This is a genomic window from Luteibacter jiangsuensis (assembly GCF_011742555.1).
GTDB lineage: Bacteria > Pseudomonadota > Gammaproteobacteria > Xanthomonadales > Rhodanobacteraceae > Luteibacter > Luteibacter jiangsuensis.
On the sequence record NZ_JAAQQR010000002.1, the window covers coordinates 133171 to 153888 of the forward strand.

General features: G+C 65.9%; 21 protein-coding genes. 7 read left to right on the plus strand and 14 right to left on the minus strand.

Translation table 11 applies throughout. The features are described from left to right. The first annotated feature begins 82 nt into the window (after positions 1 to 82). Entirely contained in the window at positions 83 to 1096 is a 1014-nt protein-coding gene (locus tag HBF26_RS04215) for a putative sulfate exporter family transporter (protein WP_167123421.1), read from the plus strand. A 13-nt stretch (positions 1097 to 1109) separates the two neighbouring features. On the opposite strand, the gene HBF26_RS04220 is transcribed toward HBF26_RS04215, so the two are convergent. The 9 genes from HBF26_RS04220 to HBF26_RS04260 all read right to left on the minus strand — a co-directional run bounded on the left by HBF26_RS04220 (position 1110) and on the right by HBF26_RS04260 (position 8632). After that, the gene (locus HBF26_RS04220) at positions 1110 to 1889 is read right to left on the minus strand and encodes a CPBP family intramembrane glutamic endopeptidase (protein WP_167123423.1); all 780 of its coding nucleotides are present in this window, start codon (positions 1887 to 1889) and stop codon (positions 1110 to 1112) included. A 93-nt stretch (positions 1890 to 1982) separates the two neighbouring features. Next, positions 1983 to 2297: a non-heme iron oxygenase ferredoxin subunit gene (locus HBF26_RS04225; RefSeq protein WP_167123425.1), complete on the minus strand. Its 315-nt coding sequence runs from the start codon at positions 2295 to 2297 to the stop codon at positions 1983 to 1985. Then, positions 2294 to 2827, minus strand: coding sequence for a GNAT family N-acetyltransferase (locus tag HBF26_RS04230; RefSeq protein WP_167123427.1), 534 nt, complete (start codon positions 2825 to 2827; stop codon positions 2294 to 2296). The genes HBF26_RS04225 and HBF26_RS04230 overlap by 4 nt, the downstream gene beginning before the upstream one ends. Positions 2828 to 2925: 98 nt before the next feature. Next, on the minus strand, positions 2926 to 4173 hold the full coding sequence (locus HBF26_RS04235; RefSeq protein ID WP_167123429.1) for an aminotransferase class V-fold PLP-dependent enzyme: 1248 nt from the start codon (positions 4171 to 4173) through the stop codon (positions 2926 to 2928). Between the two features lie 19 nt (positions 4174 to 4192). After that, positions 4193 to 5512, minus strand: coding sequence for a Fe-S cluster assembly protein SufD (gene sufD, locus HBF26_RS04240; protein WP_167123431.1), 1320 nt, complete (start codon positions 5510 to 5512; stop codon positions 4193 to 4195). After that, on the minus strand, positions 5509 to 6294 hold the full coding sequence (sufC, locus tag HBF26_RS04245; RefSeq protein ID WP_167124348.1) for a Fe-S cluster assembly ATPase SufC: 786 nt from the start codon (positions 6292 to 6294) through the stop codon (positions 5509 to 5511). Before sufC ends, sufD begins: the two co-directional genes overlap by 4 nt. An 18-nt stretch (positions 6295 to 6312) precedes the next feature. Beyond that, positions 6313 to 6723, minus strand: a complete 411-nt coding sequence (locus HBF26_RS04250) for an ACT domain-containing protein (RefSeq protein ID WP_167123433.1) — start codon at positions 6721 to 6723, stop codon at positions 6313 to 6315. Next, positions 6723 to 8183 carry a Fe-S cluster assembly protein SufB gene (gene sufB, locus HBF26_RS04255; RefSeq protein ID WP_167124350.1) on the minus strand — a complete coding sequence of 487 codons (1461 nt, stop codon included), beginning with the start codon at positions 8181 to 8183 and terminating at the stop codon, positions 6723 to 6725. The genes HBF26_RS04250 and sufB overlap by 1 nt, the downstream gene beginning before the upstream one ends. Before the next feature lie 14 nt (positions 8184 to 8197). Then, positions 8198 to 8632, minus strand: a complete 435-nt coding sequence (locus HBF26_RS04260; protein WP_167123435.1) for an SUF system Fe-S cluster assembly regulator — start codon at positions 8630 to 8632, stop codon at positions 8198 to 8200. A gap of 270 nt (positions 8633 to 8902) precedes the next feature. Between HBF26_RS04260 and HBF26_RS04265 the strand changes: the two genes are divergently transcribed. The 5 genes from HBF26_RS04265 to murU all read left to right on the plus strand — a co-directional run bounded on the left by HBF26_RS04265 (position 8903) and on the right by murU (position 15802). Beyond that, positions 8903 to 9241: a P-II family nitrogen regulator gene (locus HBF26_RS04265; RefSeq protein WP_167123437.1), complete on the plus strand. Its 339-nt coding sequence runs from the start codon at positions 8903 to 8905 to the stop codon at positions 9239 to 9241. Then, positions 9231 to 10556 (plus strand): ammonium transporter, encoded by a 1326-nt coding sequence (locus tag HBF26_RS04270; protein ID WP_167123439.1) that lies wholly within the window; start codon positions 9231 to 9233, stop codon positions 10554 to 10556. Before HBF26_RS04265 ends, HBF26_RS04270 begins: the two co-directional genes overlap by 11 nt. 194 nt (positions 10557 to 10750) lie before the next feature. Next, positions 10751 to 14059, plus strand: a complete 3309-nt coding sequence (locus tag HBF26_RS04275; RefSeq protein WP_167123441.1) for a dermonecrotic toxin domain-containing protein — start codon at positions 10751 to 10753, stop codon at positions 14057 to 14059. A gap of 52 nt (positions 14060 to 14111) precedes the next feature. After that, positions 14112 to 15122, plus strand: coding sequence for an aminoglycoside phosphotransferase family protein (locus HBF26_RS04280; RefSeq protein ID WP_167123443.1), 1011 nt, complete (start codon positions 14112 to 14114; stop codon positions 15120 to 15122). Further along, entirely contained in the window at positions 15119 to 15802 is a 684-nt protein-coding gene (gene murU, locus HBF26_RS04285; RefSeq protein ID WP_167123445.1) for an N-acetylmuramate alpha-1-phosphate uridylyltransferase MurU, read from the plus strand. Before HBF26_RS04280 ends, murU begins: the two co-directional genes overlap by 4 nt. Positions 15803 to 15806: 4 nt before the next feature. Here murU and HBF26_RS04290 read toward each other — a convergent pair whose 3' ends face one another. The 5 genes from HBF26_RS04290 to HBF26_RS04310 form a co-directional block, all read right to left on the minus strand. Then, positions 15807 to 16034: a hypothetical protein gene (locus HBF26_RS04290; protein WP_167123448.1), complete on the minus strand. Its 228-nt coding sequence runs from the start codon at positions 16032 to 16034 to the stop codon at positions 15807 to 15809. Between the two features lie 80 nt (positions 16035 to 16114). Then, positions 16115 to 17137, minus strand: coding sequence for a flagellar motor protein MotB (gene motB / locus HBF26_RS04295; protein ID WP_167123450.1), 1023 nt, complete (start codon positions 17135 to 17137; stop codon positions 16115 to 16117). A 6-nt stretch (positions 17138 to 17143) separates the two neighbouring features. Continuing rightward, positions 17144 to 17998, minus strand: coding sequence for a flagellar motor stator protein MotA (motA, locus tag HBF26_RS04300; protein WP_167123452.1), 855 nt, complete (start codon positions 17996 to 17998; stop codon positions 17144 to 17146). 78 nt (positions 17999 to 18076) lie between these two features. Beyond that, a complete protein-coding gene (locus HBF26_RS04305; RefSeq protein WP_167123454.1) occupies positions 18077 to 19390 on the minus strand; it encodes a two-component system sensor histidine kinase NtrB in 1314 nt (437 codons plus the stop codon). Positions 19391 to 19488: 98 nt separating this feature from the next. Beyond that, on the minus strand, positions 19489 to 19749 hold the full coding sequence (locus tag HBF26_RS04310; protein ID WP_167032097.1) for a hypothetical protein: 261 nt from the start codon (positions 19747 to 19749) through the stop codon (positions 19489 to 19491). A 203-nt stretch (positions 19750 to 19952) separates the two neighbouring features. Here HBF26_RS04310 and HBF26_RS04315 point away from each other — a divergent pair, with 203 nt between their 5' ends. Then, entirely contained in the window at positions 19953 to 20192 is a 240-nt protein-coding gene (locus HBF26_RS04315) for a hypothetical protein (protein ID WP_167032094.1), read from the plus strand. Positions 20193 to 20718 lie beyond the last annotated feature (526 nt).

Consider the following 20718-nt stretch of genomic DNA (forward strand, 5'->3'; position numbering starts at 1 on the left):
TATACCTAGCATAAAGCATTTTCAATATGCTTATGATTCGTCCGCGCGGACAATAGGCACAGCTTCCAAAGGGAATCCGCCCGTGTCCTCGATTGCCGCCGCTCCTTCCGCACCGTCACGCCTTCCCGGCGTGCTCCTGGCCTTCGCCATCGCCGCCGTGGCCTACGGGCTGGGCCGCCTCATGCCGCTGGTGGGCGGCGCCGTCTGCGGCATCGTGCTCGGTATCCTTGTGCGCCAGTTCGCGCCGCCGGGTGCGCGGTTCCTGCCGGGCATCCGCTTCGCGGCGAAGCAGGTGCTGCAGTGGTCCATCGTCGCGCTCGGTTTCGGCCTCAGCATTACCCAGGTGGCGCACACGGGACTGGAGTCGCTTTCCGTCACGCTCGCGACGGTGGCCGCGGCCGGGTTGGCGGCGTGGGGGCTCGGCAAGCTGCTCCGTGTCGACGGCGCGCTCAAGCTCCTGATCGGCGTGGGCACCGCGATCTGCGGGGGCTCCGCCATTGCCGCCATCGTGCCGATCGTGAAGCCCGACGAGCACGATACGGCTTTCGCGATCTCCACGATTTTCCTCTTCAACCTGGTCGCCGTGCTGCTGTTTCCGCCCCTCGGACACTGGCTGGGCCTGTCGGATCTCGGCTTCGGCCTCTGGGCGGGCACGGCGATCAACGACACGTCCTCGGTGGTCGCCGCCGGTTACACATACAGCCATGCCGCCGGCGACTACGCCACCATCGTGAAGCTGACCCGCGCGACGCTCATCATCCCCATCAGCCTCGCCATCGCGTTCGTCGTGGCGTGGCGGCACAAGCGCGGCGGCGCCACCGACTTCAGCCTCGCGAAAATCTTCCCCTGGTTCATCCTGTGGTTCCTCGTCGCGTCCGTCATCCGCACGACCGGCATCGTTCCGGCGCCGGCGCTGCCGGTGATCCACTTCATCGCGGAGTGTCTGATCATCGTCGCGCTCACCGCCATCGGCCTGTCCGCGGATCTGCGCCGCATGGCCTCCACCGGGCACCGCCCGATCCTGCTTGGCCTGGGCGTGTGGGCGGCGGTGGCGCTGACCAGTCTGCTGGTGCAGCACGTCATCGGACGCTGGTGAGCGCCTGCCCGGTTCAGACCGGGTCGGGGTGAAGGCTTTCGCGGTCGTGCTGCGGGGGCAAGGCGAAAAGAAGCGCAAGCATCGTCAGGTGCGCCGCAGCGGAGATCATCGCCGACCAGGTGGCCGACACGACCTGGTAAGGCAGGATATCGTCGATCAGCACATTGGCGAGGTTCCATCCCCAGTGCAGCCCGACCGCCAGCCACAGCGAACCGGTGCGGACCACGGCGGCCGCGTAGGCGAGGCCGAAGCAGAACAGCATCGTCCATTCCGCCGGGCCGGCGCCGAGACGGTAGACGTGATTGAGCAGGTACACCACGCTGCTTGTGAGCACGAAGGTCCACGGCAGCCATCGCACGCGGATGGCGCGATAGAGGAAGCCGCGGGTGAGGATGTCCTCGGCCAGGGAAGGCACGAAGGTCGCGACCAGCGCCCATGGAATGGACGAAAGGAAGGACACGGCGGCGACCGGCGACGCAACCGGCGCGCGCGCCAGGTACACGTTGAACGCCATGCCGACGCAGACGGCGACATATTTCACCAGCAAGGCCAGCGCCAGTCCGCCAGCCAACAGCAGCGGCGCGGACCGCTGCCAACCCAATGCGTAAGCGTCGTAACCGCGGAAGCCCAGCCAACGGCCCAGGGGCCACGCGACGGCGACCATGGCCACCATGAAGGCAGCTTGCACCGCGAAGTTGTCGAGCAGGCGTGCACCCACGCCCTCCGCGGCCTGGTACAGGATGAACAGGAGAGCGAAGGCGATCGCGGCACGCCGACGGTGATCCTGAAACATGGAGGTCCCGGCAGGTACGATGGCGTCCGGCAAGCTTAGGGCCGGGCCCCGGCGCGCGCCATAGAATTTTCGCCTATGTTCGCGCTTACGCTTTCAACGGTCGTCCCGCGTCCAGATGAAGCCGTCCTCTTCGCGCACGGGGAAGACGGTGACGGGCTCGTAGGCGGGGGGACAAGTGACCTCGCCCGTGCGCAGGTCGAAACGCGCCCCGTGACGCACGCACTCCACTTCGAAGCCGGTGACGGGGCCACCGGCCAGCTCGCCGCCATCGTGGGTGCACACGTCTTCGATGGCGTAGAGGTCGCCGTCGATGTTGTAGACCGCGATGGCGGTATCGCCGTCCCAAACCACCCTGTATTCGCCGGGCAACAGCTCGCTACGCGTACCGACCTTTGTCCAGCCGTTCATGCGCGCAGCTCCTTGACCAGGTATTCGAAGCGGAGGTCGTCGCGCTGGGGGATGCCGAACCGCTCGTCGCCATAGGGAAACGGCTTGGTACGCCCGGTGCGGGCGTAGCCCCGGCGCTCGTACCAGGCGATCAGTTCGTCGCGGATATCGATCACCGTCATCTCGACCCGCTCGCAGGCCCATTCTTCCCTGGCGATGCGCTCCACCTCGCCGATCATGAGGCGTCCGATGCCGGCGCCCTGGAACGGAGGATGCACCGAGAACATGCCGAAGTAGCACACGGGGCCCTGCCGCTCGATATAGCACGAGGCGGCCACCGCGCCGTCGCGCTCGAAGAGCACGAAGCGCCCGCCCTCACCGGCGAGCAGTTCCTCGATTTCGGCGACGTCGGTACGACGGCCGTGCAGGAAGTCGGCCTCTGTGGTCCACCCCGCCCGGCTAGCGTCGCCACGGTAGGCGGATTCGACCAGGGCCGCAATGACGGGAGCGTCGGCGGGGGTGGCTGTGCGGAAGGTGTGCTTGGGAGTCATGCGACCGAATCTTACTGTGGGAGCCGCTTCAGCGGCGATGGGTGCTCGCGGCAGGCCCACATCGCCGCTGAAGCGGCTCCCACACAAACCAATGAGCCTTAGACAAGGAGCTTGCGGACCTTCGCGATCGCCTCGATGAAACTGTCCACCTCGGCCTTCGTGTTGTAGAAGGCCAGCGAGGCACGAAGCGTGGCCGGGACACCGAAGAAGTGCATCAGCGGATGGGCGCAGTGGTGACCGGACCGCACGGCGACGCCCTGTAGATCCAGCAGCGTGGCCATGTCGTTGGCATGGGCACCTTCGATGAGGAACGACACCACCGGTTCGCGTTCCTTCGCGCGCCCGAAGATGCGCATGCCGGGCACACTCTCCAATGCGTCCATGGCATAGGCGAGCAGCTCTTGCTCATAAGCGTGGATCCGCTCGAAACCGATGCCTTCGATGTATTCGATGGCGGCCGTGAGTCCCGCAAAGCCCGCGATGTTCGGCGTGCCGGCTTCGAAACGGTGCGGCGGATCGGCAAACACTGTGCCGTCGAAGCGCACCTCGCGGATCATCTCGCCACCGCCGAAGAACGGCGGCATGGCCATCAGGTGTTCGCGTTTCGCCCAGAGCACGCCGGTGCCGGTGGGGCCGAGCATCTTGTGCCCGGTGACGGCATAAAAGTCGCATCCCAGCGCCTGGACGTCGATCGCGCGATGCGGGGCCGCCTGGGAGCCGTCGACAAGCAACGGAATGCCGCGCTTGCGGCATTCGCGCGCGATCTCGCGCACGGGGTTCACGGTACCGAGCACATTCGATACGTGGGTAACACAGGCGAGCTTCACGTCTGGCGTGAGCATCTCTATGTATTTTTCGAGGATCAGTTCGCCGTTCTCGTCGATCGGAGCGGCCTTCACCGTCGCGCCGCTGCGTTCGGCCACGAGTTGCCACGGCACGATATTGGCGTGGTGCTCCATCACCGTGGTGAGGATGGCATCGCCCTGCCTGAGCCTCGGCAAGGCGTAGCTGTAGGCAACGAGGTTGATCGACTGCGTGGTGCCGGACGTGAGGATCACCTCGTCGCGTGACGGCGCGTGGATGAAACGGGCCATCGCGTCGCGGGCCCCTTCATAGGCCGACGTGGCCTCCTCGCCCAACTGGTGCACCGCACGCGCCACGTTCGCGTTGTGCAGTCTGTAGTGGCGGTCGACCGCCTCGATGACCGACACCGGCTTCTGCCCGGTATTGGCGTTGTCGAAATAGATGAGCGGCTTGCCGTGCACCGTGCGCGACAGCAGGGGGAAGTCGGCGCGAATGCGCTCGACATCCAGCGGCGGCAGGGCTGACGCGGGCTTGGCGTTCATGGCGTAACTCCGAAATCGTTTATTCGGCAGGGCCGGTCGGCAGGTGGGCGACCAGCCGTTCCCCGAGGTATTCGCGCAGGGTGTCGTTCTGCAGGGACTCGAGCGCCGCGCGGCAGAAAGCGAGCGTGAGCAGACTGCGTGCCTCGGCCAGCGGAATGCCGCGCGAGCGCAGGTAGAACAGCGAGCGCTCGTCGAGCTGGCCGATGGTCGCGCCGTGCGCAGCCTTCACTTCGTCGGCGTAGATTTCCAGTTCCGGCTTTGTGTCGATCTCGGCCATGCCGGACAGCAGAAGGTTCTTGTTGCTGAGCGCGGCGTCGGCACCGTCGGCACCCTCGGCAACCAGGATCGCACCCCGGAACACGCCGCGAGACCGCCCGTCGGCGATACCGCGCCACAACGCGTCGGAGGCGGTGTCGCGTGCCTTGTGGCGGATCTCGAGCTGCGTGTCGACGTGCTGCCGCCCCGCGAGCGCGAAGACACCGCGCGAATCGAAACGTGCGCCGTCGCCATCCAGGTCCGCGTGCAATTCGTGACGAACCAGACCACCCCCCAGTTCCAGGGCATGGAGCGTCGCCTGGGCGCCTGCGTCGATCCGCACATGGCCGCGTCGCACCAGTGTCGTCGCCGGCGAAGCGTCCTGCAGCAGCACCACGCCGAGGCGGGCCCCCTCACGCAGCACGACATCGGAAACGACGGTGCCGAGTTGGGTGGCGTCGCCGGCGGAGACGAAATGTTCGACGATGTCCGCCGCGGCACCCTTGCCCACTTCCACCAGCAGACGGACATGCCACGCGGTGTCCGCCTGGCTGCCGCTGGATACGTGCACGACGTGCACCGGGCGGCTTACCGTCGCACCCTCGGCAATGCGCAGAACGAAACCATCGGTAGCCAGCGCCGCATTGAGATGCACGAACGCATCGGTGGCGCCGCGGCGATAGCGATTGGCGAGCGCGAAGCGCAGCGGCTCCGCCTGCGAAGACAGCGCGGCCGACAGCGGTGCCAGTTCGATCCCGTCGGCATCGAGGGAAGAGAGGTCGGCACGGAACGTGCCGTCCACGAAGACGATGCGCGCACCGTCGAGGCCGGGAAGCGCGAACAGCGCAGGATCGATAGCCAAGCCGCTCGCGGCCGTCCGGTCGGCCAGCGCGAAGGCGCGTTGCGACAGCGCGCGCAGCGGCGTGTATTTCCAGGCCTCGTTGCGCCCCTCTGGCAAGCCGCTTTCGGCGAATGCCTGCAGGTTCTCGCGGCGGGCGGCGTCGAGCCACGCGATGCCGCTGTCGGGCAGACCGCCGGCGGCATCCAGGGCCGCCCGCACGAACGGGGACGGCAGCGGGTTCATGCCGGCGCTCCGGCAAGGTCGGCCTTGCGCAGTTCCGGATGGGTCTCGGCCAGCCAGGCGTAGCCCTGCTCTTCCAGCTTCAGTGCCAGATCCTTGTCGCCGCTTTCGACGATGCGGCCACCGGCCAGCACGTGGACGTAGTCGGGCTGGATGTAGTCGAGCAGGCGCTGGTAATGGGTGACGATGACGAAGGAACGGTCCGGCGAGCGGAGTGCGTTCACGCCCTCGGCCACCTGCTTCAGCGCGTCGATGTCCAGACCGGAATCGGTCTCGTCGAGGATCGCCAGCTTCGGCTCGAGCACGGCCATCTGGAAGATCTCGTTGCGCTTCTTCTCGCCGCCGGAGAATCCTTCGTTCACCGCGCGGTGCAGCAGCTCGTCGGAGATCTGCATCACTTTCAGCTTCTCGCGCACCAGCTTCAGGAAGCGCATGGAGTCCAGTTCGTCCTCGCCACGGAACTTCCGCTGCGCGTTGAGCGCGGCACGCAGGAAGTAGGTGTTGTTCACCCCGGGAATCTCCACCGGATACTGGAAGGCGAGGAACACGCCCACGGCGGCGCGCTCTTCCGGCTCCAGCGCGAGCAGGTCGCGACCGGCGAAGTCCACCGTGCCCTGGGTAACCTCGTAACCGTCGCGGCCCGCCAGCACGTTGCCGAGCGTGGACTTGCCGGCACCGTTCGGGCCCATGATGGCGTGCACCTCGCCCGGCTTCACCGTGAGCGAGAGGCCTTTGAGGATCTCCTTGCCTTCGACGCGGGCGTGGAGGTTGTCGATCTTGAGCATGTGCATGGCGCTGTCCAATCAGGGCGTGAGGTGCGAGAGCGCGTCGAGCGCATCGTCGCGGCGTTCCCAGGGCACGAAGATGTGATCGTGCAGGAACGCGGAAACGGGGTTGCAGGGAATGCCGCGCCTGGCCAGCGCGGCGGAAACGGCGGCCATCATGCCGACGGCGGTAAGGCTGGACTGCACGCGCAGCGTGATCCGCGCCCACAGCAGGCGCTCGCTGCCGGCGATGTCGTCGTGATCCACGTCGACGATGAGCGTGGTGCCCTCGGCCTCGCGGAACATCATCAAGGCGTCGGCCATCCGCTCGCGCGCCTTCTCGTGCGAGACGTGCAGGAAACGCTTCGGCACCGGATCGATCTCGGGATCGAGCGCGGCGAGCAAGGCACGCAGATCGGTCAGACCCGGTGCGGAGCCGGCGATGCCCATCAGCCCACCGCGCCTTCGAGGGACACCTCGAGCAGCTTCTTCGCCTCCACGGCGAATTCCATCGGCAGCTCGCGGAAGACCTGCTTGCAGAAACCGTCCACGATCATCGACACCGCGTCTTCCTCGCCGATGCCGCGCGAAAGGCAGTAGAAGAGCTGGTCGTCGGAGATCTTCGAGGTGGTGGCCTCGTGCTCGACGATGGCGCTGGGATTCTTCACTTCCATGTACGGGAAGGTATGCGCGCCGCATTTCTTGCCGATGAGCAGCGAATCGCACTGCGTGTAGTTGCGCGCGCCTTCGGCACCCTTCTCGATCTTCACCAGCCCGCGATAGCTGTTCGAGCTGCGGCCGGCGCTGATGCCCTTGGACACGATCTTCGACTTCGTGCCCTTGCCGATGTGGATCATCTTGGTGCCGGTATCGGCTTGCTGGCGGTGGTGCGTGAGCGCCACGGAGTAGAACTCGCCCACCGAGCGGTCGCCGCGCAGCACGCAGCTGGGGTACTTCCAGGTGATGGCCGAACCGGTTTCCACCTGCGTCCAGGAGATCTTCGAGTCCGCGCCGCGGCAGTCGCCGCGCTTGGTCACGAAATTGTAGATGCCGCCGACGCCGTTCTCATCGCCGGGGTACCAGTTCTGCACGGTGGAATACTTGATTTGCGCGCGCTCCAGCGCGACCAGTTCCACCACGGCCGCATGCAGCTGGTTCTCGTCGCGCATGGGCGCGGTGCAGCCTTCCAGGTAGGACACGTAGGCGTCGTCTTCGGCCACGATGAGCGTGCGCTCGAACTGCCCCGTGTTCATCGCGTTGATGCGGAAATACGTGGACAGTTCCATCGGGCAACGCACGCCCTTCGGGATGAACACGAAACTGCCGTCGGAGAACACCGCCGAGTTCAGGGCGGCGAAATAGTTGTCGCCCGCCGGCACCACGCTGCCGAGGTACTGGCGAACGAGGTCGCCGTGGTCGCGGATGGCCTCGGACATGGAACAGAAGATGACGCCGGCCTCGGCCAGTTCCTTGCGGAACGTGGTGCCCACGGACACGGAATCGAACACCGCGTCCACGGCCACGCCGGCAAGCCGCGCGCGCTCGTGCAACGGCACGCCCAGCTTCTCGTACGTTTCCAGGAGCTTGGGATCGACCTCGTCCAGCGACTTCGGACCGGCCTTGGGCGCGGAGTAATAGCTGACCGCCTGGTAATCGATCGGTGCGATGTCGAGCTTCGCCCAATCCGGCTCCGGCATGGTGAGCCAATGACGATAGGCGGCGAGGCGCCACTCGGTCATCCACTCGGGCTCGCCCTTGATCGCCGACAACTGGCGCACGGTGTCCTCGTTCAGGCCCGGCGGAAGCGTGGTGGATTCGATGTCGGTGACGAAGCCCGCCTCGTAGCGGCGGTTGAGGGCCGCCTCGACTTCGGCGTTGTCGCGGACCGGCGCTGCCACTTCGCGTGTCATGTTCTCGCTCTCGTTCATGCGTTTGCCTGTACGGCCGGCGCCGCGGGGCGCGCAGCCAGCATCTGTGCCAGGGTCATGGCGCGCAGCACGCCGTCGATGGTTCCGGAAACGGAGCGCCAGCTGCCGCTGACGCCGCAACTGGACTGCCGCTCGCAATGACCCTGGGCCATGCTGCATTCGGTAAGGCCGATGGGACCTTCCATCGCCTCGACGATCTCGGCGAGGCTGATCGACTCCGCCGGCCGCGCCAGGCGGTAGCCGCCGTTGACGCCGCGGAACGATTCCACCAGCCTCGCATGGCCGAGCAGCTTCAGGAGCTTCGACACCGTGGGCAACTCCAGGCGCGCCTCTTCCGCGATCTGGGCGGTGCTCAGAACGTCGGCAGGATGGGCGGCGATGCAGGTCATCACCACCGTCGCGTAGTCGGTCAGTCGGCTGACACGGAGCATGGGGGAAGGGCGATCGTCAATATCGGACCAAAATGGTACTGATTTGGCCCGCGAAAGGCAAGGTTGCGACAGCTGCCGCGCCACTTACGTCGACGCGAAGGCGGCCACACCCCATCTGCTGCAAGGGGGCTCCACGCGGAAGCCATGCCCCCACTTGGCCCATCCGACGCTCCAATATGGTGCTTTCTTGCGACACCAGCACGGCGCCATGCGGCCTGCGGCGTGGCACGAAACCTGCTGACACCTCACGGGCCAACGAAGGGGCATGCCATGAAGTGGATAAACGCGGTCATCAAGCCGTTCACGCTGGACGATGTGCGCGAGGCGCTGGCCGAGGTGGGCATCCAGGGGATGACGGTCACCGAGGTCAAGGGATTCGGCCGGCAGCACGGGCATACCGAGCTTTACCGCGGCGCGGAGTACGTCGTGGATTTCCTGCCCAAGCTCAAGCTGGAAGTGGCGGTGACCGACGAGCAACTGGAGCGCGCCATCGAGGCGATAAGTCACGCCGCCCGGACCGGCAAGGTGGGCGACGGCAAGATTTTCGTGCTCGATCTCGAGCAGGCCATCCGTATCCGCACGCAGGAGGTCGACGACGATGCGCTTTGACCTTACCCGAACCATGGCGGGCTGCGCCCTCCTCCTCCCCTGCACGGCGTTTGCCCAGACGGCGGCGCCCACGACGCCCGATTCCGGCGATACGGCCTGGATGCTCGCCGCGACGGCGCTCGTGCTCATGATGACCATCCCCGGGCTGGCGCTTTTCTACGGCGGCATGGTTCGCGCCAAGAACCTCCTGTCGGTGCTGATGCAGTGCTTCGCGATCACCGCGGTGGTCACGGTGGCGTGGATCGTCTACGGCTACTCGGTCGCCTTCGACGATGCCGGGATGGCCACGGGAAGCACGGGGCTGCATTCGTTCGTGGGTGGGCTCGGGCATGCCATGCTCGCCGGGCTCGCGCCGGCCACGATGCACGGCACGATTCCCGAGGCGCTGTTCGTGATGTTCCAGATGACGTTCGCCATCATCACGCCTGCCCTCATCGTCGGCGCGCTTGCCGAACGCATGAAGTTCTCCGCGCTGTTGGTGTTCACGCTGTTGTGGCTCACCGTGGTCTATCTCCCACTGGCGCACATGGTGTGGGGTGGCCCAGGATCGTTCCTGGGCGATCTGGGCGTCATCGATTTCGCCGGCGGCACCGTCGTGCACATCAACGCGGGCATCGCGGGCCTCGTCGGATGCCTGGTCATCGGGAAGCGCCGCGGCTATCCGCATACGCCCATGCCGCCGCACAACCTGGGCTATACGCTCATCGGCGCGAGCATGCTCTGGCTGGGCTGGTTCGGCTTCAACGCCGGTTCCGCGCTCGCGGCGAACGGCAGTGCGGCGATGGCGATGCTCGTGACCCAGGTGGCGACCGCGGCCGCGGCCATCGGCTGGACCGCGGTCGAATGGATCGTCCACCGCCGCCCGAGCGTGCTGGGCATCGCGTCGGGTGCGGTCGCCGGCCTGGTGGCCATCACGCCAGCAGCCGGTTCGTGTGGCCCCGGCGGCGCGCTGGTTCTCGGCCTTTGCGCGGGCGTGGTCTGCTTCTTCTGTGCCACGCGACTGAAGCGCCGCCTCGGCTATGACGATTCGCTGGACGTCTTCGGCGTGCATGCCGTCGCGGGCATCCTGGGCGCCTTGCTCACCGGCCCGCTGGCGTCGCCGGCGCTGGGTGGTTACGCAGACGTATCGCGACCGCTCGAACAGCTATGGATACAGTTCGAGGGTGTGGCCTTTACTGTGGTGTATAGCGGGGTGCTGAGCTACGGCATCTTCAAGGTCATCGCCGTGACGATGGGACTGCGCGTGGACGAGGAGCAGGAAGAAATCGGCCTCGACCTCGCGTTGCACGAAGAGCGCGGTTACAACTTGTCCTGAGGCAACGAACGGCGCATCGCCGTCGCGAAAGCTGTCCTTCCGCTCACGTGAAGCGGGGAGCAGGAGGGACAGTCCGCGATGCGGCCAGGCCGTACCGTTCGGGGTTCGACTGCCGTCGTGGCAGTCGCCTCGAACGGTGCGCCGACGATGCTCGATCCAGGCACACCGTCCCTCCGACGACCGAAGGACGATACATGCCTCCCGTACACGTAAGGACGCGACTCGCCGTTGCCACGGCGCTTTTCATCGCCACACCCCTCTGGACCGCGGCGACAGCGCTCGCCGGGCCCGAAGCCGCATCGATTGCCCCCACCAGAAAAAATGACCCGCTTATTGCGTCAGCGGAGGATGCCCATGCCCTGCGCGAGATGCTCATGGCGGCTTATGCGCTTCCCGCACCGGACGCTCGCGCCGTGGCCAAGCAGTTCGTGGCGGAACGGCTGGGTCTCGATAGCGATGCGTATGTAGTCGCGCATTTCGCCGACGCACGGAGCCGCGAACGCGGCGAGCCGGACCACACGACCTCGCTGACCGAGGCATTGATGGAGGCTTTCCCCGAGCACTCCCGTCACACCTTCTTCGCCGAAGCGGCCGATGCGGTGGGAGGCGTTACCGCGGGAGGGAAGGCCAGTCCGGGCATCATCTCCGGCGCGCAAGGCATCTTTGCCAGCGACAGCCCACGCGACTTCTTCCGCAAGGCGGGGGCTTATCTGTGGAGCCGCACCGGTCCCGGCTACATCTACAACACGTTCATCGCCACGGGCAACGTGGTCGACACCGTGCGCGAAGACCACCGGCATCTCGATGAGGCATTCGGCGTGTTTCGCCGCGGTGGATACACGTCGGCGCACCTGGCCCGGCTTACGTTGTCCCAGATCGTCGACGCCTTCGCCGCTCCCACGACATTCGCGGAGCTTCCCTACGTGACGAGGCTCGACAACGAGGTGCGGAAGTACTGGGCCGAGCGCGGCAACGAATGGCACGTGCTCGCACGCTATCACTTCGTACGGGAGGCCCGGAGGGCACGCGACGATTGCGCTGGCACGCAATGCGTACTGAACCACGACCAGTACAGGCAGATCATGTCCGCGGCGGCAGCGGGGATTCCGCTGGATGGCCCGGTGACGATGGCGCAACTTCGTCAGGTGTCGCCGGCAGGTCCTGGCGTACGACGGCTCGACATCAACGGCTATCCGGCAAGCGATATCGTTCGTTTTGTACTCGACGACAAGCGCGAAGTCGTTTACATCCCCGGTGGATACCCCTCCTTCGTCGTGGTCCGCGACGAGGAAGACCTCTGGCGATGGGTGTTCGATCAATCCCGGGACCCGGGGAAGTTCAGCCGGCTGATATCCCATTTCTCCCTGGCGAACGCACAGGACACCTTGTTCTGGACGGGCGTCAGGCACGGCCTCGAAAAGATCGGCAGCGGCCAGTGGAAGCCGAACGGAGATGCCATCGACCGCCGGAACGCCGCTATCGATGGCGACGTATTCCAGGACATGCAGGTGCAGACCGAGAAGCGCATGCGGGACGACGCCCGTATACAGAGCGGCACGGCGTGGGAGGGCTGGCGCGACGTGATCAATCGCACGGCGGTGCTGCTCGGACCGCTCGGCTACGTGCCCGCCCTTGCCATTCCGGTCCAGCTCGGCACGGCGGTGACCCAGGCGGGTACCGGAGTGGAACTCGCGATCGACGGCCGCACGGAGGAGCAAAGGAAACAGGGGCTGGAGCAGGCCGCCACGGTCGCGTTGACCGCACCGATCGCGGCGCCCTCGTTCGCCGGTTTCCGCGAGGAATATGCCGCCGACTATCTGGACGACAACGCCGCCGCGGCCAAGCCCACGGCCAGCTTCGTCCCGCCACGCGAGGTGAACGGACAACTGGGCTACCTGCTCGGTCCACGCCGGCCACCAAGGCTTCCGGAAGAGCGGCTCTATGTGCAGCGGGACGGAACGGTGGATCGTTGGATCAACGGCGATACCGGCGTGCAGGTCACCTTGAGTGCGGACATGCAGGAAGGGCCCGACGGCCTGTTCCGACGGGGCAGCGATACCTATGTCCGCTGGAAGTACGCGACAACGGAACGTCCGTCGGTCGTCAAGGTATCCCTGGGCGAGGATGGAACGCGCCTTGCCGTGGTGTCGCCCGAAGGTCCGCCGTATGAGAAGGCCGGCCCTTTGATCAACCGCCTGCCGGATGGCACCTGGGATATTGCCGACGTTCCCGAGAACGACGTGAAGGGATCGGTTCTCGGCCGCTTCAGATTCCTCCGGCACACGCCCAGGGGACGTGGCGATACCGGCAAGGTGGGCGACAGGTTCTTGACCGACGACCCGCAGACCCTGAACCGGGCCGCGGAGATCATGGAGCAACTGGGCATGCCCGAAGCGGAACTGTCGCGGCTGCCAGCGACGGAGGCCATGGACTCACCCGTTGCCGCGCTCGCGATCGTGCATGCCTTCATCGAGAACCTGCCGCGGCGCCTTCGCAACCCCCACGCGAGGTCCTGGACGGGGTGGGAGGCGAGGATCATCGCTCCCGTTCTGGCCAAAGCCGTGAACCGCCCGATCGCGCTGTACGAAGGCCCATTCCTGCGATACACGGCGTGGCACGACGGTCGCCTCGTGGATGCCGCGGAGGGACAGGTGAGCCGCCCTCCGGATAACGCCCTGCGTTTGACCCTGCGGGAGGGCAGGTACCATGTGGCGGACGACACCGGTTTCGCCAAAGACTTCGCCGGCGTCATGAGGGCGGTAGCGTGGGGAGCGCAGACCCGGTCCTCTTCCGCCGAGGCTTTGGAACCCGCCCTGCGCGAGGCCATGGCGAGCGAACTGGAGAGCCGTTCGCGCATGCCCGAACTGAAGCGCACCGAAAGGGAGTGGATACCGGCGGATATGCCGGACAGGGCAGGCCTTCTCGAACTCTCGCATCTGCGCCTGCGGCTCACCGACCCGCATGAAACCCCCGAGACTCGCGACTATCGGCAGATGTCCTGGGCCGGCACCGACAGGCCGCACACCGATGCCGTCGCAGCAGCCTTGCAGCACCTGATCCAGACGCGAAGCGGGCTCCTACCCGGCGAACTGGATTTCCTCGTGGTGAAGGATCCCGCCATGGAGGCGGCGGCAAACATGCGTGGATGGGGCGACGACTGGTCTGCCGGAGGGCGCCACTACGTGCGCCTGAGAGACCTCTACGGTCATTCGCAAGTCGTGCGAACCAGCCATACCGACATCCACGGACATCGCGAAATCCGCTGGCCGGGCAATGATCCCGAATGGCATGCGGGCACGCCACGCACGCCCGGCGAGCCCTGGGAACTCGACCTCGGCCAGGTGCGCCATGTCGGCTCCCGATGGATCGCCGCGGACTCGCCCGCAGGTCGCGCTCACAACCTGTGGCTGGAGTCGTTCCCTGTCACGCCGCTTCCTCCGCTTCGGCCGTTCGCGGGCCCTCATCCATCGTCGCAACCGGACAACGTCTCCGGAGCGCCATGACAGTCCACGGCAAAGGCTCTAAGCTGACGAAAATGCCTCGCCATAGAACCGCATGACCGCTACCGACCGTTCCGAGGCCCGCCTCGCCTGGGCCCGCCAAGTCACGGGCCTTCCCTCCCTCGAGCTGGCACCCGCGTCCGCGGATGCCAGCTTCCGCAGCTACTGGCGGGGATATGTCGACGGCCAGCCCGTCATCGTTATGGACTCGCCTCCGGAACGCGAAGACCCGGCGCCGTGGATCGACATCGGCCAACGCCTAGCCGACGCCGGGTTGCATGTGCCCAAGGTGATGGTTGCGGACGTCACCCTGGGCTTCCTGCTGATCGAAGACCTCGGCACGCGCACCTACCTTCCGGAGTTGACCGACGAGACGGCCGATGCGCTTTACGGCGACGCCCTGGACGCCCTTCTGCGCATGCAGTCGCGGGTAGACACGGCCGGCCTGCCCGCCTTCGACCACGCATGGCAGACCATGGAGCTGGAGATCATGCCGACCTGGCTGCTGCAGAAGCACCTCGGCGTGACGGTGGCTTGCGAAGAATGGGACATCATCGAGAACGCATTCACGACGATCATGCACACGATCGCGGAGCAGCCGCGCGCGTTCATGCATCGCGACTATCACAGCCGCAATTTGCTGGTTACCGCTGAACGCTCCCCGGGCATCATCGATTTCCAGGGCGCTATGTCGGGGCCCATCACCTACGATCTTGCATCGTTGCTGCGCGACGCGTACATCACGTGGGACGAAGAACGAGTGCGGGGCTGGGTGGAGGCGTATCGGCTGCGCCTGCTCGACGCGCGGCTGCTGGACGAAAGCGTGGATGCCGACCGATTCCTCCGCTGGTTCGATCTGACGGGACTGCAACGGCACATGAAGATTCTCGGCCTGTTCTGCCGCCTCTGTTACCGCGACGGCAAACCCGGGTATCTCGCTGATCTTCCGCGCGTGCTGCGCTATGTGCTCGACACCGCGCACAGGCACGCCGACGTGGCGCCCCTTGCGGACTACCTCGAGGCGAAGATAGGCAACCGGGATATCCGAGCGGCCGTCCAGGCATGAGACACGCGCTCATCCTGGCTGCAGGTCTTGGCGAGCGCATGCGCCCGCTCACCACGCACACACCCAAACCGCTGCTCGAGGTGAACGGTAAACCGCTCATCGTCCACCACATCGAAAAACTGGCTGCGGCGGACATTCGCTACATCGTGATCAATACCTCGCACCTTGCGGAACAGTTTCCCGAGGCGCTCGGAGACGGTTCGCGATGGGGCGTGCGCCTGCGTTATTCCTATGAAGGGCCGACGCCGCTGGAGACCGGCGGCGGCATGCTCGCCGCGCTGCCCTTGCTGGGCCCGGACCCATTCGTGGTCGTGAGCGCGGACATCTGGAGCGACATCGATTACGCGGCGCTGCCGCGCGAGCCCGAAGGCCTGGCGCACCTGGTCATGGTTGCAAACCCCGGGTTCCACCCCTTGGGCGATTTCGCGCTTGCCGATGGAAAGCTGTACGACGCGGATGCCCCGGCGGCAGCCGAACGCCTCACCTTCGGGAACGTGGGCGTGTATCGCCGCGACATCGTGGCGCACGAGGCACCGGGACGCTTCAAGCTGCTACCGATGTATCGGCAAGCCATCGCGGATGGCCAATTGACCGGCGAACGCTACGACGGCTTCTGGCGCAACGTGGGCACGCCGGCGCAACTCGACGAACTGCGCGCGGAGCTGTCCCGGCGCGCCTGAGCGTTTACTGCACCGTGTCGACGCCCATCTCGCGCAATCGCTCGTGTCCGAGCGCAAAGGCTTCGTTGAACGCGCTCGTGATGTCCTGGAAATCGTTGGTACCGGTGTTTGCTTCGATCTCCTCGCCAATGTGGTCGAGGATGCGGTAACTCGCGCGGTAGACCTGTTCGCCGGCAGCGCCGTGATGCTTGACCGCTTTCGCGACGACCCTGTACTTGCTGTGATTTTCCACTACGCCTTCCCTCCCCTGTCGTCCCGATACTGCCGGGCTGGGGTGACCGTTGCAAGTGACTCCCGTGACAGGCTGGATACTCAGCTCCGGCGGACGTTTCGCGGCACGGTGACGGCACTACCCACATCGTTGGCGGGGGAAGCGGACGGCATATCGGGCGCGCCGCCGCCCACATGTTCCTGCTCCGCCGAATGCAGGGTCGTCGGTGCGGCAGGCACGTCCGGCTCGTTGGCCACTTCGGGAGAGAGCGCGGCGCGCGCCGCCTCCCTGGTCATCACCACGATGCTGATGCGCCTGTTGATCGCCGCGGCCGGATCGGTCTTGTCGAACGGCACCGATGCCGCCAACCCTACGATGCGAGCGACCTTGGAAGGCTGCATGCCACCTTCGACCAGCGTGCGCCGGGCGGCGTTCGCACGATCGGCCGAGAGCTCCCAGTTGCCATAAGCACTGTCGGCACGCACATACGGTGCGCTGTCGGTATGTCCCGAAATGCTGATCGAATTGGGCACCTGGTTCACGAAGCCCGCCAGTTCATGGAGGATCTGCACGGTGTACGGCTTCATGACACCGCTGCCGGTGTCGAACATGGGGCGGTTCTGCTTGTCGACGATCTGGATGCGCAAGCCTTCCGAGGTGATGTCGAGCAGGAGCTGGTCCTTGTAAGGCGCCATGGCCTGGCTCTTGGAGATGGCCTCCTTGAGATCCTTCATGAGTTGCTCGAGGCGCCGTTTTTCCTGCTCGCGCGCGAGCTTCTCGACGTCGGACGAATTCGGCTTGGCGAATGCCTGCTGGTCGCCCGGCCCCTTGGGAAGATCGAGCGCGCCGCCAAGCTTGATCATGCTGGTACTGGCGCCACCGGGCCCCATCTTGCCCGACGGGGCCATGGTGGATTGCCCCGGCGTCATGCTCGGATTCTTGAAGTACTCCGAGATGGCCGCGCGCTGCTGCTTGGTGCCGGCACCCACCAGCCACATGACAAGGAAGAACGCCATCATGGCCGTCACGAAGTCGGCATAGGCCACCTTCCAGACGCCGCCATGGTGGGCATGGGCCGCCTTTCGCCGCTTCCTGACGATGATGACCTGCTTCAGATCGCTCATGGCGGGCTACCTGACAGCCTTCAGGTGGGCTTCGAGATCCTGGAACGACGGACGCGACGATGCTTGCAGCGACTTGCGAGCGAACTCCACGGCCACCATGGGGTTGTAGCCGCGAAGGTTGGCAAGCAGGGCCACCTTCACGCATTCGAAGGCCTTGCCGTCGGTGCCGACGCGCGCTTCCATCGCCGCCGCCAGCGGACCGACGAAACCATAGGAAAGGAGGATGCCGAGGAACGTGCCGACCAGCGCCCCCGCGATGTGCTCGCCGATCACCGCGGCGTCGCCGTCGATCGACTTCATGGTGATGACGATGCCGAGCACGGCCGCGACGATGCCGAAACCGGGCAGCGCGTCCGCCATTTTCTGAACGGCCAGTGCGGGCACCATGGCCTCGTGGTGGTGCGTCTCCAGTTCCACGTCGAGCAGTTGCTCGAGTTCGTGGGGATCCATGGCTCCGCCCACGATGAGGCGCAGGCAATCCGTGATGAAGTCGATGAGGTGGTGTTCGGCGACCAGCCGGGGGTAGGCCGAGAACAGCGTGCTGTTCGCCGGGTCCTCGATGTGCGCCTCCATGCCGAGCTGACCTTCCTTGCGCATCTTCACGAAGATGTCGTAAAGCAGCGACAGCAGGTCCACGTAGTCTTGCTTGCGGTACTTGGGGCCCTTGAACAGGGCCACCACGTCGCGCCCGGCCCCCTTCACGACCTCCATGGAATTGCTGCTGACGAACGCGCCCAGCGCCGCACCGAAGATGATGAGCAGCTCGTAAGGTTGCCAGAGCGCACCGAGTTCGCCGTGGGAAAGGATGTAGCCGCCCAGTACGGATACCAGGACGACGATCGAACCGATGATGACCAACATGCCGTACTTCCTCCAGTCCACCTCCTTATCGGCGCGACAGGAGGAAAATTGAGGAACTTCGTCACGCTTTCTGAACGTTTACGCCACTTGTTCGTGTGGTCCGTGGTACCGCGGGAAAACCAGCCGGAAGCGTGTTCCGATGCCGGCCTCGCTCTCGATCTCGATGGCACCGCCCGCCTGCGCGACCATGCCGTATACCTGCGCCAGACCCAGCCCGGAACCACCCTCCTTCGTGGTGAAGTAGGGTTCGAACAGCCGCTGGCGCACTTCCTCGGACATGCCGCCCCCGGAGTCCGTCACGCTGACGACCACCTGGCGGTAGCCGCCGGCGTCGTGGGAGAAACCGGGATGGGTACCACCCCCGGTCCTCTCGGCCACCTCCACGACGATGCTGCCACCGCCGTCCATGGCGTCGCGCGCATTGAGGCACACGTTCATCAGCGCCTGCTCCACGCCGTGCCGGTCGAGCCACACCGGCAGCGACACGGGCTGGCGCACCACTTCCAGCCCGATTCGTCCGCCGAGCGCATGCCGCGCGAAGTCGGAAAACGCGACGACGACGTCGCCAAGGTCGACCGCTTCGGGCTGGGCATACTGGTTGCGTGCGAAGGCCAGGAGCCGGCGCGTCAGCGCGGTGGCGTGGCGGGCCCCCTCGACGGCGTAATCGATCATCCGCCGATGGCGCGGTGACAGTTCCTCCGCATCGTCCTGCAGCCCCGAAAGACTGACGATCACGGTCTGGAGCATGTTGTTGAAATCGTGGGCGATGCCGCTCACGAGCTGGCCGATCGCCTGTTGTTTCTGGGCCTGGCGCGCTGCGGCCTCCGCCAGTTCGCGAGCCCGGTTCGCCATGTCCAGTTGCTCGCTGACACCGGCGAGGCGATTTTCCGCGTCGCACCGGGCGCCGTGCTCCGATTCGAGGCGCTCCATCAGCGTGCCGTAGCGTGTGCTGGCCGACGCGGAGCGTGCGACCGTCTCGTTCAGGCGATCCTGCAGGAGCTCGATGATGGCCTCCAGGGAGGCCTGCAGTTCGACGCGCTCTGTGACGTCGCGGCTGATGACGACGAAGTGGTCGAGGGCGTCGTCCGCCACAACAGGGGCGACCGTCACCTCCCACCAGCGCGTCAGGCCATGGCCCAGACGCCTGGGACCCACGAAGTCGACGCGCTCTCCCAGGGCGGCACGCTCCAGGACACGCTTCACCATGGCCTGCGCCTCCGGCGGCCAGAGATCCAGCCATGGCGTTCCGATCAGACAGTCCACCCCTTCCGGCGCCAACGCAACGCAGCCCAGGCCCGCGACGAAGCGGATGGTGCCGTCGCGATCGAGTTCCTTCATGCAGTCGGAGGAAGCCTCGACGAACTGCCGGTACCTCCCATCCCCCTCGCTCATGGCCGCCGCCATCCCTTTGTCACGCCCGATGTGACGCTATGACGCGCCGTGGCAAGGCGTGCTGTCAAGCCGTCTTCATGCAGGGGCGTTGAGCAAGGTCAGTCTTCGTCGTCGAAACCGTTTTCGTCTTCGGCAAAGACGGGCGCACCGTCTTCTTCCACCCCCAGAACCAGCCCCAGCGCCTTTTCCGCCGCTGCGGCCGCGCTGGCCTCGTCGCGGAAGCTGCGATTCTCGTAGACGGCGAAGTAGCTGGGGTAGCTTCCGTCGGCGGGGTGCGCCGACAGCAGCGCGGTATACCGCGAGCCCTCGCGGGTGGCGCTGCTGCGCAAGGTGAAGCCGGGGAATTCGCGCTCTGCCATGGACCGGATCTCGAAGGAAGGGGAAAGTCTAACCCAGCCGGGGGCTTGCCGAGGCTGTTGCAGAAAAGCCCTTATGATCGTTGAAAAATGTGAACCGGTCGGCACTTGCTTGCCCCCGCTTTGTAGGGTATTTCCTACACGCAAGCGACCTCACACTCCCTTCACGAAGGTCGCAATCCAGGGGAAACAGGGGCAGCAGCAACATGAATCTCATCACCACCGCGTCGCCGTCACGGCGCCTCGCGTGGACCGTCGCCACCGTGCTCGCGCTCGCCGGCATCGTCGGCCTGGCACTCGCACCCCGTGTGGCCGCCGCCATTCCGAAGACGGCGATCCAGATGGTCTATGCCTGGCTATGCGCTTCTCTCGTCGGCTCCGCCTACGTTGTGGTCACTCTGGCCAACGACGCCGAAGGCGCCAGCGAGGACAGCGAGGATTTCTGACGTCCAGGGATGGGATGTAGACGAAGAAAAACCCGCGGGGAAACCGGCGGGTTTTTTTTGGGTTCTTCGCCGAAGTCCAGGGACGCACGCCGCATGCAAAGGTTCATTCGCCAAGGCGAATGCATGTAGCCAGCGGCTGGCGCCGCCGTTGCTCGGACGGTAGGGCCAGAGCCTTCGGTGCCCCCCCTCGCTGCTCAGACAGGTCCTCCGCGTTCGGAAAGGTGGGGCCGCTGGCGCAGCCCTTTTATCTATCTGGCCTTCGGCCGCTCTCTTGTGCGGAACTCGCCTCGAGGGGGGACACCGAAGACTCTCCCGATACATGAGGTGGCGTGTCGGGAGAGCAGCACCGCACAAGCCGGCAGCCGCTGGTCATGTGACAGCATCGCATCGCCTCGATCCGGTAGCGCCGGTAAGGCCTTTCGTGACGCCGGGCTGCCTCTTGTCGGGCATCTTTCGCCTGAAGCATTGCGCGTGCAGGCCACCGTCTCGAACGCCCGCCGCTCTCCCATCACGCAATAGCACCGCC